We start from the raw sequence: 14,313 nt of genomic DNA on the forward strand, positions 1-14,313 counted from the left end.
CTTTCGAGTGCGGCTGGGGCAGCGAAAACACCACCTTCCCATTGCGGTAATATATTTCGCCCGAGTTAGACCCGGGTGGCGCGATTGCTCCCCCGACAAGGGAAGGGGCGGCTGTTAGAGGAGAGTATATGTTTAAAAAAGTAACGATTGATCTGGGTGGACGCCCTCTCACCATTGAGACCGGCCGCCTGGCAAAACAGGCAAACGGCACGGCCCTGGTAACTTACGGCGAAACCGTGGTGCTGGTTACGGCCACCGCGGCCAAGGACCCCAAAGCGGAAATCGATTTTCTCCCTCTTACCGTGGAGTATCAGGAGCGGTTTTATGCGGTGGGCCGGATTCCGGGCAGCTTTTTCCGCCGGGAAATCGGCCGGCCCAGCGATAAGGAAACCCTTTCCGCCCGTTTCATCGACCGTCCCCTGCGGCCCCTGTTTGTTAAAGGCTATCAGCATGAGACCCAGGTAATCGCCACGGTTCTTTCGGCCGATCAGCAGAACGACCCCGATGTGCTGGCCATGATCGGCGCTTCTTGCGCTCTGATTGTTTCCGACATCCCTTTCAACGCGCCGGTGGCCGGGGTAAAGGTGGGCTATGTCGATGGCAAGTATGTGCTCAACCCCAGCCCGGAAGAGTGGGAAAAATCCCGGCTGAACCTCATCGTGGCCGGGACCAGAAATGCCGTGGTCATGGTCGAAGGCGGGGCGGACAGCCTCTCTGAGGCCGAGGTTCTTGAGGGCATCTTTTTCGGTCACCAGGCGTTGCAGCCCATCCTGGATATGCAGGAAGAGATGCGTGCCGCAGTGGGCAGGGCCAAGATGGCGGTTGCGCCGCCGGTGGTCAACGAGGCCTTGAAGGCCAAGGTGGCAGAGCTGGCCCGCGAAGGGATGCAGGCGGTCATTACCATGGCCGACAAGCAGGAGCGCAGCAATTTGTATCATCAGCTCCAGAAAGATGTCATTGCCGCCCTTGGCGATGAGTATGCCGACAGCCTCAAGGAGGCCAAGGAGCATCTCCATTCTCTGAATAAAACCATGATGCGCGACCGGATCGTCAAGGATCAGTGCCGGATAGACGGCCGCCGTTTTGACGAGATTCGCCCGATCAACTGTGAAGTTGCGGCCCTGCCGAAAGTCCATGGCTCCGCGCTGTTTACCCGGGGCGAGACCCAGGTCATGGTTTCCGCCACCTTGGGCAGCGGCGATGATGAGCAGCGGGTTGAATCCCTCACCGGCATGTCCTTCAAGCGCTTCATGCTCCATTATAATTTCCCGCCCTATTGCGTGGGCGAGGTCCGTTTCATGCGTGGTCCCAGCCGTCGGGACATCGGGCATGGCGCCCTGGCCGAGCGTGCTTTGTCGGCAGTGTTGCCCAAGGGCGATGAGTTCGCCTACACCATCCGCATCGTTTCCGAGGTCTTGGAGTCAAACGGCTCCTCCTCCATGGCCACGGTCTGCGGCGGCAGTCTTGCCCTGATGGACGCGGGCGTGCCGATCAAGAAGCCGGTTTCCGGCGTGGCCATGGGTCTGATCAAGGACGGCGAGACCATCGTCATCCTCTCGGACATCCTGGGTGATGAAGATCATCTCGGCGACATGGATTTCAAGGTCACCGGCACCGACGAGGGCATCACCGCCCTGCAGATGGATATCAAGATCGAAGGCGTTTCCAAGGAGATCATGACCAGCGCTCTGGCCCAGGCCAGGGGCGGCCGCCTCCATATTCTCGAAAAAATGAAGATGGCCATCGAGCAGCCCAGGGCGGATGTGCCTGAGCATGCGCCCAAGATCTTCAGCCTGCAGATCAATCCCGACAAGATCCGCGATCTCATCGGCCCGGGCGGCAAGATGATCAAGTCGATCACCGCCGATTACGGGATCAAGATGGATGTTGAGGATTCGGGCAAGGTAACGATTTTCGCGCCCAATGGCGAGGTTGCCCAGGCGGTTATCGCCAAGGTCAACGAGATCGCCGCTGATCCTGAAATCGGCCGGATCTACGACGGCGTTGTCCAGAAGATCCTCGATTTCGGTGCCTTTGTTCAGATCATGCCGGGGGTTGACGGCCTGGTGCACATCTCCGAGCTTGACACCAAGCGGGTCGAGAAGGTCACCGATGTTCTCAAGGAAGGCGACGAGGTCCGGGTCAAGGTTCTGGAGATCGACCAGCGGGGCAAGATCCGCCTGAGCCGTAAGGCTGTCCTGCAGGAGGAGTCGGGTTCCTGATCCATTGCCTTCGGGTACTGTTTTAGATTCTTCCAAGGGGAAGGAGGGCGCGGCCCTCTTTCCCCTTTTCCGTATCATCCTGTGACCAGTAGGGAAAACCGTGGCCAATAGCTACCAGAAAACCGTGCTCGACAACGGCATCCGGATCATCACCGAAAAGATTCCCTCCCGCACGGTTTCCGCGGGGATCTGGGTGGATGTGGGCGCCCGCGACGAGCAGCCCGACAACAACGGCAGCGCCCATTTTGTCGAGCACATGCTCTTTAAGGGCACCCCCAGCCGGACGGCCCGGGAGATCGCCCAGGAACTTGACACCCTGGGCGGCATGTCCAACGCCTTTACCTCCGGCGAGACCACCTCCTATTACGCCACGGTCCTTGATGACCAGTTGGAACACCTCGTCGGGCTCATGGGGGATATCTTCCTGAACTCGCTTTTTGAGGAGGAAGAGGTGGTGCGCGAACGGGAGGTCGTGCTCCAGGAAATATCCATGGTGGAAGACACCCCGGATGACCGGATCCATGAGCTGTTCACCGGCAATCTGTGGGGCGAGCACCCCCTCGGGTATACGGTGCTCGGACGGCGGGAGGTGGTGGCAGCCATGGATTCCAACGGACTGCGGGAGTATATGCGCCGCCAGTACACGCCAGGCAGGATCGTCATCGCCGCCTCGGGCAATGTGGAGCACGAGAAGTTCTGCCGTCTCTGGCAGAAGCAGATGGGCGCCTTGGCCGAACCCGGCACAAGCCTTCGCCGGCAGCCGCCCACCGCGCTTGCGCCGGTACGCAAGCTCTATAAGAAAAGTCTGGAGCAGGCGCATCTGGTGCTTGGCACTTACGGCCTGCCCATTGTGGCGCCCGAGCGGTATGCCCTCTATCTGCTGCATGTTCTTCTCGGCGGCAACATGAGCTCCCGGCTTTTCCAGGAGGTCCGCGAGAAAGAGGGGCTGGCCTATTCCATCTATTCCTATCTCTCCTCCTTCACCGACAGCGGCTATCTCGGGGTGTACATGGGAGTCGATCCGGCAGTGGTGAACAAGGCCATGGCGGTGGTTGCCAGGGAAATACAAGGGTTGCGCCAGGGGTGTGTTTCGAGTGAGTTGCTGGACAGGGCCAAGGATTACGCCAAGGCCGGGATTTACCTTTCCGCCGAGAATATGGAATCCCGCATGACCAGAATCGCCAGAAATGAGCTGACTTTTGGCCGTTATATCTCCTTTGACGAGGTCGCCGCGGGGTTTGACCAGGTGCGGCAAGAGGATATTGGCGACCTGGCCGTCCGGCTTTTTGGCCAGCCGCTGTTCGCCACTGTTCTTGGCCCGCTCAAGGCAAAGGATATAGACTGGCGCCCCCTTGATTTGGAGTAAACGTTCAGCAGCACCGCATCTGCTTTGTCATCGGTCTGCTCATGTGCAGTAGCACACTTCGCAGACCTCTTCCTTGCAGCTACGGCTCTGCTGAACGTTTACATGTTTCCCCCTTTTGGGTAACTGGTTACGATCTGGAGTAGAAGATGACCGAAACACATACTATTCAATTGTCCTGGCTCGATCCGGCAACGCATGCTGATCTGCCCTTGCCTGCCTACCATTCCGAACTGGCTGCGGGCATGGATGTGGCCGCGGCCGTGGTTGAGCCGGTGGTGATCGCACCTGGGGAGATCCGGTTGCTGCCCTCCGGTTTTGCCGTGGCTCTGGCTCCTGGCTATGAGTTGCAGGTGCGGCCCCGGAGCGGGCTGGCCATCAAGCACGGGATCACCGTGGTCAACAGCCCCGGCACCATTGATGCCGATTACCGGGGCGAGGTGAAGATCGGGTTGATCAACCTGGGCAGCGAATCGTTCACCATCCACCGGGGCGACCGGATCGCCCAGTTGGTGCTGGCCCCGGTCTGCCGGGCCACGGTGATCGCGGTGGACAGGCTTGACGAGACCCTCCGTCAGGACGGCGGGTTCGGTCATACGGGCCTGGGGCAGGTAAAAGGCTAAAGGGGCAAGGAGAAAGGATCATGCCCTTTAGCCTTTTACCTTTAACCTTTTTTGGGTGATCCATGCGATTTTGTGTACTTGGGAGCGGCAGCAAGGGCAATGCGACCTTTGTCGAGTCCGGGCAGACGCGGCTTTTGATCGACGCCGGATTTTCCGGCAAGGAGATTGAGCACCGTCTGGCCGGAATCGGAGTTGGCGCGGAGACCCTCTCCGGCATCCTCATTACCCACGAACACACCGACCATATCAAGGGCGCGGCTATTCTCTCCCGCCGTTTTCGCTTGCCGGTCTTTATCAATGAAGCAACCCTGGCCGCAGCCGGGACGGTTCTGGATAAGCTTTCTCAATGCCATCCCTTTGTCACGGGCGAGACCTTCGTCTTTCAGGATTTTCAGATCCATCCCTACGCGATCTCCCACGACACCGCTGATCCCGTCGGGTTTCTCCTCAACAACGGCCGGGCGCTCATGGGATACTGCACCGATACCGGGGTGGTGTCCAAGCTGATGCGCCACCGGTTGAGCAATTGCCACGGGCTGGTGCTCGAATGCAACCACGACCCGGAGCTGCTCCGCAACGGGCCTTATCCTCCATCCCTGCAACAGCGGGTGCGCGGCAAGAGCGGGCATCTGGCCAATGAAGACGCTGCCGGGTTTCTGAGCGATATCCTGCACGACGGTCTGGAGCATGTGGTCCTGTCCCACCTCAGCGAAACCAACAACCGGCCGCATCTTGCCGAGAACGCCATGAACGCCATGCTGGAGGCACTCCGGCAGCAGCGGGGCGCGTGCCCGGTGCCCGTGATCTCCCTTGCCCATCAGGACAGGGTTGGCGAGGTGGTCACGCTGCGAGGCAGCGCGGGGTGATGCCTTGTAAAAGACGCTTTCCCTGGCGGCTGGGCGCGACCTCCTGCGTGCTGCCCGCGGACATCATGACCAATGTCCGGGCGTTGGCTCCCCTGGTGGACGATGTCCAGTTGCTCTTTTTTGAAAGCGCGGCCAAAAGCCGTCTGCCCCAGCCTTTTGATGTGCAGGCGTTGCGGGAGATTGCCGAGGCGCACAGCCTCAGCTATACCGTGCATCTGCCCACCGACTTGGCCCTGGGCGCTTCGGCAAGGGTTGAGCGGCAGGAGGGCATCGCTGAGATTCTCCGGCTTATGGCGCAGTTGGCCCCTCTTGGGGTGCTGAGTTTTGACCTGCATCTGCTCCGGGAGCCGGACCTGCCCGAAGCGGCCTGGCTTGAGAATTTGGCTGCCAGCCTGGAAGAATTGTCGGGTGCCTTGGGGGCAGAAAAAAGGCTGGTTGCGGTCGAAAATATCGAGTATGCATTCGGGCTGGTGGCCCCTCTGGTTGAGGAATACGGCTTTCCCGTCTGCCTGGATTTCGGGCATCTTGTCCATTATGGTCATGATTTGGAAAATGGTTTGGGCTTGCTGTCCCGGGTCCGCCATCTTCATTACCATGGGGTGTGGGACGGCAGGGATCATCAAGCCTTAAACGATGCGGAGCAGGCCGGGATGCTGGGCAGAAGGCTGGCCGAGGTTGGGTATGACGGCGTGGTCACCCTGGAGATGTACAGCCTGGAAAAGTTGAAGGGTTCGCTGGCGCTTCTTGATACGGCGTGGCAGTCTTTCAGTCGCAGATAAAAGGTGACAAAGACTTTCGCAAAAGCCAAAAAAGTTCCCTCCCCCCTCGGGGGGAGGGTTAGGGAGAGGGGGAACTAGCTGTAAAATAAGCAGGTTGAATTTTCCCTCTCCCCCGGCCCCTCTCCCGCATGCGGGAGAGGGGAGTAAAATTTGAAGCTCGTTTTGTAAAAAGCACCAACAATATCGCGCCGCAAATTGGCTGCGGAGAAATACAGGAGAAGAAAACATGATACGAACAGCGGAAGAATTGCAGGCAGCCTGCGCGGCCATTGAACCGGCCAGTAAAGAGGTCATGACCCAGGCCCAGGCCAAGCTCAATAACCTGACCAAGCCCCTGGGCAGCCTCGGCAAGCTGGAGATGCTGGCGGCCAGAACCTGCGCCATGCGGAGAACCATTGCTGCCAAGGTGGAGAAAAAAATCATCCTCACCTTTGCCGGGGACCACGGCGTGGTGGCCGAGGGGATCAGCGCTTTCCCCCAGGAAGTCACCCCGCAGATGGTCCTCAATTTTCTGGCCGGAGGCGCAGGGGTCAACGTGCTGGCTCGCCATGTGGGGGCGGAGGTGCGGGTGGTCGATGTGGGCGTGGCCGTGCCGATCGAAGCCGAGGGATTGCGGCAATGCAAGGTTCGGCCCGGCACCGACAACATGGCCAAGGGACCGGCCATGAGCATCGACGAGACCGTTGCGGCCATCGGGGTCGGCATGGCCATGGCCCGCGAGGCCATCGAGGATGGCGCTGAGATTCTGGGCACCGGTGACATGGGCATCGGCAATACCACCCCGTCCGCCGCGCTCTTTGCCGCGTTGCTGCCCGCCAAGGTAGCCGATGTAACAGGGAGGGGCACCGGCATCGACGACGCCATGCTGCTCCACAAGATCGCGGTGATCGAGCAGTCCCTGGCCGTGAACCGGGAGCGGCTGGATTCTCCCCTTGGGGCGCTGGCTGCGGTGGGAGGTCTGGAGATTGCCGCCATCTGCGGTTGTATTCTGGAAGCAGCTCGGAGCAAAATTCCGGTGGTGGTGGACGGCTTTATCTCCAGCGCCGGAGCCCTGGTCGCCCAGCGGTTTGCCCCCCATGTTCTCGACTACTGTTTCTTCAGCCACATGTCGGCGGAGCAGGGCCACAAAATCTTCTTTGAGAAGATGGGGTTGAGCCCCCTGCTGCACCTTGACCTGCGCCTTGGCGAGGGCACCGGCGCGGCCCTGACCATGAATCTGGTGGAGGCGGGGCTCAAGATCATGAACGAGATGGCCACCTTTGGCGAGGCCGGGGTGAGTGAGGCCGGTTGAATAACATGCTGCTGGCCGCCCGGATTGCCATCGCCTTTCTCACCATTCTGCCTGTGCGGCTGCCTGCGGAGTTGCCCACAGACGGCCTCAGGCGGAGCGCCGCTTTTTTCCCCTTGGCTGGCTGGCTGATCGGCGGGTTTCTGGCCGGAGGCGCCTGGCTTGTGGTCTGGGCCAACCTTCCCCCGCTGGTGAGTGCGGTGCTGCTGGTGGGGCTTGGAGCCTGGCTGACCAGGGGGCTACACCTTGATGGTCTGGCCGACCTGTTGGATGGTCTGGGTGGCGGGCAAACCCCGGAGCGACGTTTAGCGATCATGAAGGATTCGGCCATTGGCGCCTTTGGGGTGATCGGGTTGGTGCTGCTGCTTGCCATGAAGACAGCCTGCCTCGCCGCCCTTGTTGTCAACGGCGGGAACCCCCTTTTCTTTGCCCTATTCGCCGGGCCTATGGCTGCCCGCTGGGCCATGGCCACCTTGGCCTGCGGCACGCAATATCCAAGGGAGATCGGCACCGGCCACGCCTTTGTCGGCAAGGTCGGCTTGAGGGAACTGGCGCTGGGCGGTCTCCTGCTGGCGCCGCTGATCTGGTGGAACTGGTCGGCTGGATTGATTATTCTCGGCGCGGCAATGCTGCCTGCCCTGTGGCTCCGGTTTAAGGCGAGCAGGGCGCTGGGCGGTATCACCGGCGATGTGTTGGGGGCTTCCTGTGAGTTGGGAGAGGTCTGCGGCTGGTTGGCTGCGGTGCTCTTATTCACCGTCTGAGTTCGTAGGATGCGGTGAGGAACGAACCGCATCAATCGCGATTCATCAAGACCTCGACCGATGCGGTTCGCAGGCTCACCGCATCCTACGGGCTTGTGAGTATGCGAGTTTATATCAGCGTCTTAATCGCTTTGTCGGTATCCCTTGTTTTTTATCCTGTTTCATTGGCTGAACCACTTGGCCCTGTTATGAGCAGAAAGGGTGAAGTCTATGAGCTGAAACTTCCTGCTACGGTTAAAAAAGCCCTCGCCAATTTCAATCCCCGATTCCACCCCTGGAAAGCGACTGATTATGCTGCGGAAGTCCGGCATGGTGGTCACCAGGAGAAATTGAAGAACCGTGCGCCATTTGCGCTCGTCGTTGACGCCAATGGAGATGGGAAAGACGACCTGATCCTTGATGGGCACGATCACCAGAAGAGCTTGTTGATCGGCGTAGTGTCGAAGGGGTCTCGATACGAGGTTTTGATTCTTCGCGAGTCGGAACTTGTTGATCCCCAAACCTTGGAATGTCAATTTGGTGGCAATAAACAGTGGGGTTTCGCATACTATCTCTGGCTCGCTGAAAAAAAGAGCCCTGATTCGCCAATTTTCCGCCTCGCCTGGCCGCAACAGAGTAACGCTGCGGGAGAACTTTTAAACGATGGCGGAACGGTGGGCTACTATTTCAAAGAAGGCCGATTCGAAGCGGAAGAGAGCCCTCCTCTTTGAGTGCATGGTGGCTCCGCTGCAAGCAACCCGTTCGGTGCGATGAAGGCTGTGAAGTATGAATCGACGAAAAATTCTTCTTCTGATCATGGCCGGCATCGTCGTTTTTTGCTGGTATGTGGCGCAATTCGACGGCGCTCCGCAGCCGGTTGATCCGCTCCTTGTGGCCCCGCTTCCCGAAGCCCCGGCCTGGCAGTCACAACCGACGCTTCTGCAACATATCAACGAGCCGGCGACGATCTACATCGTGACCGGCATGCCGGGGCCCGATGGGCTGTTTGACGCTCTCCGCCTGGAGGTAAAGAGCGGGGCTCGTTCATCGGCGCGAATCAAGTTTGGTCCGAACACGGCCTTCACCCCTTTCGATTCGGCAGAGACCGTTGGTATCCCGGCTATCGAATTTCGCGGGCTGAAGCATCGCCGTCCGACTCCGTATCTTTTCAAGTTTCCAGGTCCGGGTGGCCCCGGCTTTGATTTTGTGGACTCCGCTACCGGGGTGGTGCATATCGTTGCGGGAACGGGTAATAGCAAGCGCACCCTGCTGACCGTCACCCTTATAAATTCGAGCAGCATACCGGAGATGCGCTCCCTCCTCTGGTCGGACCGGTCGCGGCGTTTGGCGGCGGTTCTCTGGCGGGAGTCTGGCCTCTGGACTTTGTATCTGTTTTCCTTGATTCCAGCTCAGACGTAGATGTTCGCTCCCTCCATCAGGTTTGTAATGAAAGGGGCGTAACAAGGTGTCAATGATCAAGTCCGCTGATTAAGCCAGCCCGCTCTGGGCACAAAAAAGAGGGGGAGTCGATTGACTCCCCCTCTTTTTTTAGATCAGCCTGGCAACAGTCTGAAACGGGAACAAATCCCGTCTCCCTAGTCGCCCTACTCTTACAAATTAAACAGCAAATCGCTATAGGTCGGCACCGGCCAAAGATCAGCCGGCATGATGGCCTCAAGCGCGTCGATGTCTCCGCGCAGATCAACCATGGCGGGGAAGACCTTGTCGCGGTAGGCTGCGCCCTGCTTGGCCACGTCGGAGATACCCTGGGCCTTCTTGGTCTCATCCTCCAGCTTGGCCACCTTCTTGCCTGCAGATTCCAGGTGTTTGCCAACCTGCTCCAGCAGACCCTTCTGCACCGAGCCGTACTTGCCGGCCGCGGCCAGGGAGGCGCCAAGTTCGGCGACAAACTGGATGGCCGCCGGGATGAACTGGCGCTTGGTCATGTGGATGGCGGTGAGGGCCTCGATGTTGATGTGCTTGGCGTACTGCTCGACATAGATGTCGTAGCGGGAGTGCAGCTCATCTTTTGAAAGCACGTTGTACTTGCCGAAGAGCTTGATCGCCTTGGGGGTGACAAAGGCCTTGAGCGCATCCACGGTGTTGCGGGTGTTGGGCAGACCGCGTTTTTCGGCCTCTTTGGCCCACTCGGCGGAGTAGTTGTTGCCGTTGAAGACGATCCGGCCATGCTTGGTCATGACTTCCTTGAGGATGGCGAGGATCTCCTTGTTCACGTCCTTGGCTTTTTCCAACCGGGTGGCGATCTCATCCAACGCCTCGGCGGCAATGGTGTTCAGCGCCACGTTGGGGCCGGCGATGGACTGGGAGGAACCGACCATGCGGAACTCGAACTTGTTGCCGGTGAAGGCAAAGGGCGAGGTCCGGTTGCGGTCGGTGTTGTCCATGGGCAGCTCGGGCAGGGAATCAACCCCGATCTTCAAGGTCTGGCAGGCGCCCTTCTTGCAGATCTTCTCGCCCTTGGCCAGCTTCTCCAGCACGTCGGAAAGCTCATGGCCCAGGAAGATGGAGATGATCGCGGGCGGAGCCTCGTTGGCGCCCAACCGGTGATCATTGCCGGAGCTGCCGCAGGTGGCGCGCAGGATGTCGGCATGGGTGTCCACGGCCTTGATCAAGGCGGAGATAAAGACCAGGAATTGAGCGTTGTCTTCCGGAGTCTGGCCCGGCTCAAGCAGATTGATGCCGTCGTCGGTGGAGAGCGACCAGTTGTTGTGCTTGCCGGAGCCGTTTACCCCGGCGTAGGGCTTCTCGTGCAGCAGGCAAACCATGCCGTGGCGCAGGGCCACCTTCTGCATGGTCTCCATGACCAGTTGGTTGTGGTCGGTGGCCATGTTGGTGGTGGTGAAAACCGGGGCCATCTCAAACTGGGCCGGGGCAACCTCGTTGTGCTTGGTCTTGGAGGAGATGCCCATTTTCCACAGCTCGATGTCCAGATCCTTCATGTAGGCGGAAACGCGGTCCTTGATGGCGCCGAAGTACTGGTCTTCCAGCTCCTGGCCCTTGGGGGCGGGGGCGCCGAACAGGCTGCGGCCGCAGGTCATCAGGTCGAGGCGTTGCAGGTAGTACTCTTTCTCCACCAGGAAGTATTCCTGCTCCGCGCCCACGGTGGAGCCGACGGTCTTGGAGGTGGTGTTGCCCATGGCCCGGAGTACGCGCAGGGCCTGCTTGGCCACGACGTTCATCGAGCGGAGCAGGGGGGTTTTCTTGTCCAGGGCCTCGCCTTTGTACGAGCAGAAGGCGGTGGGGATGCAGAGGGTCACGTCGCCGGATTCGTCCTCCTTGAGGAAGGCGGGAGAGGTGCAGTCCCAAGCGGTGTAGCCCCGGGCCTCGAAGGTGACGCGCAGGCCGCCGCTGGGGAAGGAGGATGCGTCCGGCTCGCCCTGGATCAACTGCTTGCCGGAAAACTCCATGATCACCCCGCCATCATCGGTGGGGGAGATGAAGGAGTCGTGCTTTTCCGCGGTGATGCCGGTAAGGGGCTGAAACCAGTGGGTGTAATGGCTGGCGCCTTTTTCGATGGCCCAGTCCTTCATGGCGTTGGCCACCACGGAAGCAACGTCCGGCGGCAGGATTGAGCCGGTGTTGATGGTTTTTTGCAGAGCCTTGTAGGTCTCCTTGGGCAGCCGTTCCTTCATGGTTTTGTTGTTGAACACGTTGGAGCCGAACAGTTCGGGCACGGTCATCAGGTTCTGGTCGTGGTCGTTGCCGCAACCGCAGGTGCAATTGTCACTCATTGTCTTTCTCCTTATTTTTTGGTGCTGAAGGGTAAGGTTGAAAATCTCCCACGCCCGGCGCAAAAAAGGGGTGGGTGTTAGTTTGAGCCAATCGCTGAGGGTTGGCGTTGTTTGCGTGCGATGTGTTTACCATTGCGGTTTTGTCCCGGTCTCTTTTTCCGCGATATGGAGAAGGGCCTGTGAGATTTCTGCCTGGAAGGAAGGGCTGTTGATCTTGGTGGCAAAGGAGTCCAGGGCGTAGAAAACATCCACCACCTGATCGCCGTCCGAGCTGATCCGAGCCCGGTGGATGTTGATTTCAAAATCAGCCAGGGTTCGGGTGATGTCGTAGAGCAGCCCGGGCCGGTCGTTGGCGAAAACCTCGATGATCGTATACTGTTCCGAAGCCTGATTGTCTATAACAACCCGTGGGGCGGCCTGCACGTTTTTTTGGCCGGGGGCGCGGAAGGCGGTGCGGAACTTGTCGACCAGCCGGTGACTCAACCCCAGCCGGTTTTTCAGGGCCAGATTGAGATCCTCGCCCAATGCCCGCCAGTCTTGCTCCGCGTAGGTCTGCTCCGCCGCCGGACGGACATTGAGCACATCCACCGCTGTGCCGTCTTCCCAGGTGAAGATCTGGGCGCTTACCACATTGAGGCCATGTAGGGCCAGGGTGCCGCAGATTTTGGCCAGCAGGCCGGTGGAGTCGCGGGTCATTATCAGGACCGACCAGAACAGCGAGTGGTCACCGGCTTCGACGATGGCCGGTTGTTCGTTTTTTAACCCTGCGCGCAGCTTGAGGTGGTGGGCCACCTCTTCCGGGGGAAAGCTCAGCAGATATTCCTCCGGCAGGATCCCGTAATCGATCGGGGCAGCTTTTCCCAGCAGCGCCCGAACCTGCGCAAGCATCCAGCCCGCCCCCTGGCTTTTGTCGGGGAGGGTGGCATCCTTTCGTTCCAGCAGGTGGGCGATTTTGAGGGAGATTTCCAGGAGGAGGGCCCCCTTCCATTCGCTCCAAGCCGTGGGGCCGGTGGCCTTGGCGTCGGCGATGGAAAGCAGATACAGCATGGCCAGACGTTCCGGGCTCTGGATCTGCTCGGCGCATTGCCGGATAAAAACGTCATCCTCAAGATCGCGGCGCAGGGCGGTGACGGAGAGGAAGAGATGTTTTTCCACGAGAAACTGGAGGCAGGCGCTTTCCGCCTCGGTCAGCCCGAGGCGCTTGGCGATTCCTGCGGCAAGTTCGCTGCCGCGTTGGGCGTGGTCTTCGTGGTGCCCCTTGCCGATGTCATGCAGGAGGGCGGCCAGAGCGAGGACATGGGGCGACTCGACGCCGGCGAACGGGGTTTTGGTGAGGGTAAGCTTTTTCAGCTCCGCCACGGTTTGCAGGAGATGCCGGTCAACCGTGAAGACATGGTAGACATCGTGCTGGGCCAGGGCGCGGATCTGCTCGAATTCGGGGAGGTAGGCGGTGAGCAGCCCGGTGTCCAGCATGACCGAAAGGACCCCCTCCACGTTCCGCGCGTTTTCCAGGACATCGAGAAAGGATTTGGCCATGCGTTTTGAATGCCGCAACTTGTCGTCCACCAGATGGAGGTTGGCGGTGACGATCTTTCGGCTGCGATGATGGATTTCAAGGCCTGTTTTGCCGGCCTGGGCAAAGAGGCGCATCAGCAGATGGGGGCGTTTCTCGATCAGCGCCTGGCCGGTGAGGTGGAGCCGGTCCTGACGCACTGTGATTCCGGGTTCGATGGTCTGCTCAACCGGGTTGGCGCGAGGTGCTCCGAGGGTTTCGTCGACGTGTGCAAAGAACAGGTCGGTGGTGGTGGCAATGGTTTGCAGATGCCGGTAGATATCCTGCATGAAGCGCTCAACCCCCAGGGTGCCGGGGGTGTCCGGATATTTGAACCCCTTGGCCATCTCCACCTGATATTCGAAGAATAGCTGGTCGTTTTTTCGGCCGCTGAGGTAGTGGAGCCGGTTGCGGATCTTGATCAGGAAATCCCAGGCCTGACCAAAGGCTTCTTTTTCCTGGGGCGAGATCAGGCCTGCTTCCTCGATGTCTTGCAGTTCTTTCAGGTCGAAGAGGGCGTGGCTCACCCAGAGCATGGCCTGGATATCGCGGAAGCCGCCCCGGCTTTCCTTGATATGCGGTTCCAGTTGGTAGCCGTGCATGCCGTAGCGTTGATGGCGGTTGTTGCGGTGTTGCATCATGTTGTGCAAGAATTCCCGTCGGTGCCCTGCTATCAGTTCCTGGTGGAAGGCCTGGTGCATTGCGCTGAACAGCGGCGCCGAGCCTGCGAGATGGCGCGCGTCCAGCAGCGCCACCTGAAAAAAGAAGTCCTGCCTGGCGTCAGCCAGGCAGGCATCCAAGGTTCTCACTCCGTGTCCCACCTCAAGGCCCGCATCCCAGAGGGGATAAAACAGGGCCTCGGTTACCACTCCGAGGCGGTCTTCGCTCCCCGGCGCATGGAGCAGGAGGAGGTCGATGTCCGAATAGGGAAACAACTCTCTCCTGCCGTAACCGCCGAGGGCCACGAGGCTCATGCCCTCTGTCGCCTCGGGGCAGTTGTTGAAGAGAACGGCAAGATAGTCGTCAATGAGCTGCGAGTGTCTGTGGAGCAGGGGGCGGCCGCTCAACCCCTGTCGCCAGAGATACTCCAGGGCATCCCGCTTTGCCCGCAGCTCAACATCAACCACC

General features: G+C 59.7%; 11 protein-coding genes. 9 read left to right on the top strand and 2 right to left on the bottom strand.

The genetic code is table 11. From position 1 onward, the window contains the following. The first annotated feature begins 128 nt into the window (after positions 1–128). The 9 genes from pnp (at position 129) to MWR57_RS14185 (ending at position 9,300) form a co-directional block, all read left to right on the top strand. Positions 129–2,222 (top strand): polyribonucleotide nucleotidyltransferase, encoded by a 2,094-nt coding sequence (gene pnp, locus MWR57_RS14145; protein WP_423125468.1) that lies wholly within the window; start codon positions 129–131, stop codon positions 2,220–2,222. A gap of 100 nt (positions 2,223–2,322) precedes the next feature. Further along, positions 2,323–3,588, top strand: a complete 1,266-nt coding sequence (locus MWR57_RS14150; RefSeq protein WP_423125469.1) for a M16 family metallopeptidase — start codon at positions 2,323–2,325, stop codon at positions 3,586–3,588. Positions 3,589–3,734: 146 nt separating this feature from the next. Further along, a complete protein-coding gene (gene dut / locus MWR57_RS14155) occupies positions 3,735–4,208 on the top strand; it encodes a dUTP diphosphatase (RefSeq protein WP_423125470.1) in 474 nt (157 codons plus the stop codon). Between the two features lie 62 nt (positions 4,209–4,270). Further along, positions 4,271–5,074 carry an MBL fold metallo-hydrolase gene (locus MWR57_RS14160; protein WP_423125471.1) on the top strand — a complete coding sequence of 268 codons (804 nt, stop codon included), beginning with the start codon at positions 4,271–4,273 and terminating at the stop codon, positions 5,072–5,074. Next, positions 5,074–5,853, top strand: coding sequence for a cobamide remodeling phosphodiesterase CbiR (cbiR, locus tag MWR57_RS14165; protein ID WP_423125472.1), 780 nt, complete (start codon positions 5,074–5,076; stop codon positions 5,851–5,853). The genes MWR57_RS14160 and cbiR overlap by 1 nt, the downstream gene beginning before the upstream one ends. 226 nt (positions 5,854–6,079) lie before the next feature. Continuing rightward, positions 6,080–7,144: a nicotinate-nucleotide--dimethylbenzimidazole phosphoribosyltransferase gene (gene cobT, locus MWR57_RS14170; protein ID WP_423125473.1), complete on the top strand. Its 1,065-nt coding sequence runs from the start codon at positions 6,080–6,082 to the stop codon at positions 7,142–7,144. A 5-nt stretch (positions 7,145–7,149) separates the two neighbouring features. Then, a complete protein-coding gene (gene cobS, locus MWR57_RS14175) occupies positions 7,150–7,902 on the top strand; it encodes an adenosylcobinamide-GDP ribazoletransferase (protein ID WP_423125530.1) in 753 nt (250 codons plus the stop codon). A gap of 101 nt (positions 7,903–8,003) precedes the next feature. Continuing rightward, complete coding sequence (locus MWR57_RS14180) at positions 8,004–8,612, top strand: hypothetical protein (protein WP_423125474.1); 609 nt, start codon at positions 8,004–8,006, stop codon at positions 8,610–8,612. Positions 8,613–8,667: 55 nt separating this feature from the next. After that, positions 8,668–9,300 carry a hypothetical protein gene (locus tag MWR57_RS14185; RefSeq protein ID WP_423125475.1) on the top strand — a complete coding sequence of 211 codons (633 nt, stop codon included), beginning with the start codon at positions 8,668–8,670 and terminating at the stop codon, positions 9,298–9,300. 191 nt (positions 9,301–9,491) lie between these two features. Here MWR57_RS14185 and MWR57_RS14190 read toward each other — a convergent pair whose 3' ends face one another. Both MWR57_RS14190 and glnD read right to left on the bottom strand, forming a co-directional pair. Further along, positions 9,492–11,633, bottom strand: coding sequence for a glutamine synthetase III family protein (locus MWR57_RS14190; protein WP_423125476.1), 2,142 nt, complete (start codon positions 11,631–11,633; stop codon positions 9,492–9,494). Between the two features lie 126 nt (positions 11,634–11,759). After that, positions 11,760–14,312, bottom strand: coding sequence for a [protein-PII] uridylyltransferase (glnD, locus tag MWR57_RS14195; protein ID WP_423125477.1), 2,553 nt, complete (start codon positions 14,310–14,312; stop codon positions 11,760–11,762). Position 14,313 lies beyond the last annotated feature (1 nt).

The sequence above is a fragment of the Hydrosulfovibrio ferrireducens genome, from assembly GCF_046883345.1.
In the GTDB taxonomy this organism is placed as follows: Bacteria; Desulfobacterota; Desulfobulbia; order Desulfobulbales; family Desulfurivibrionaceae; genus Thiovibrio; species Thiovibrio ferrireducens.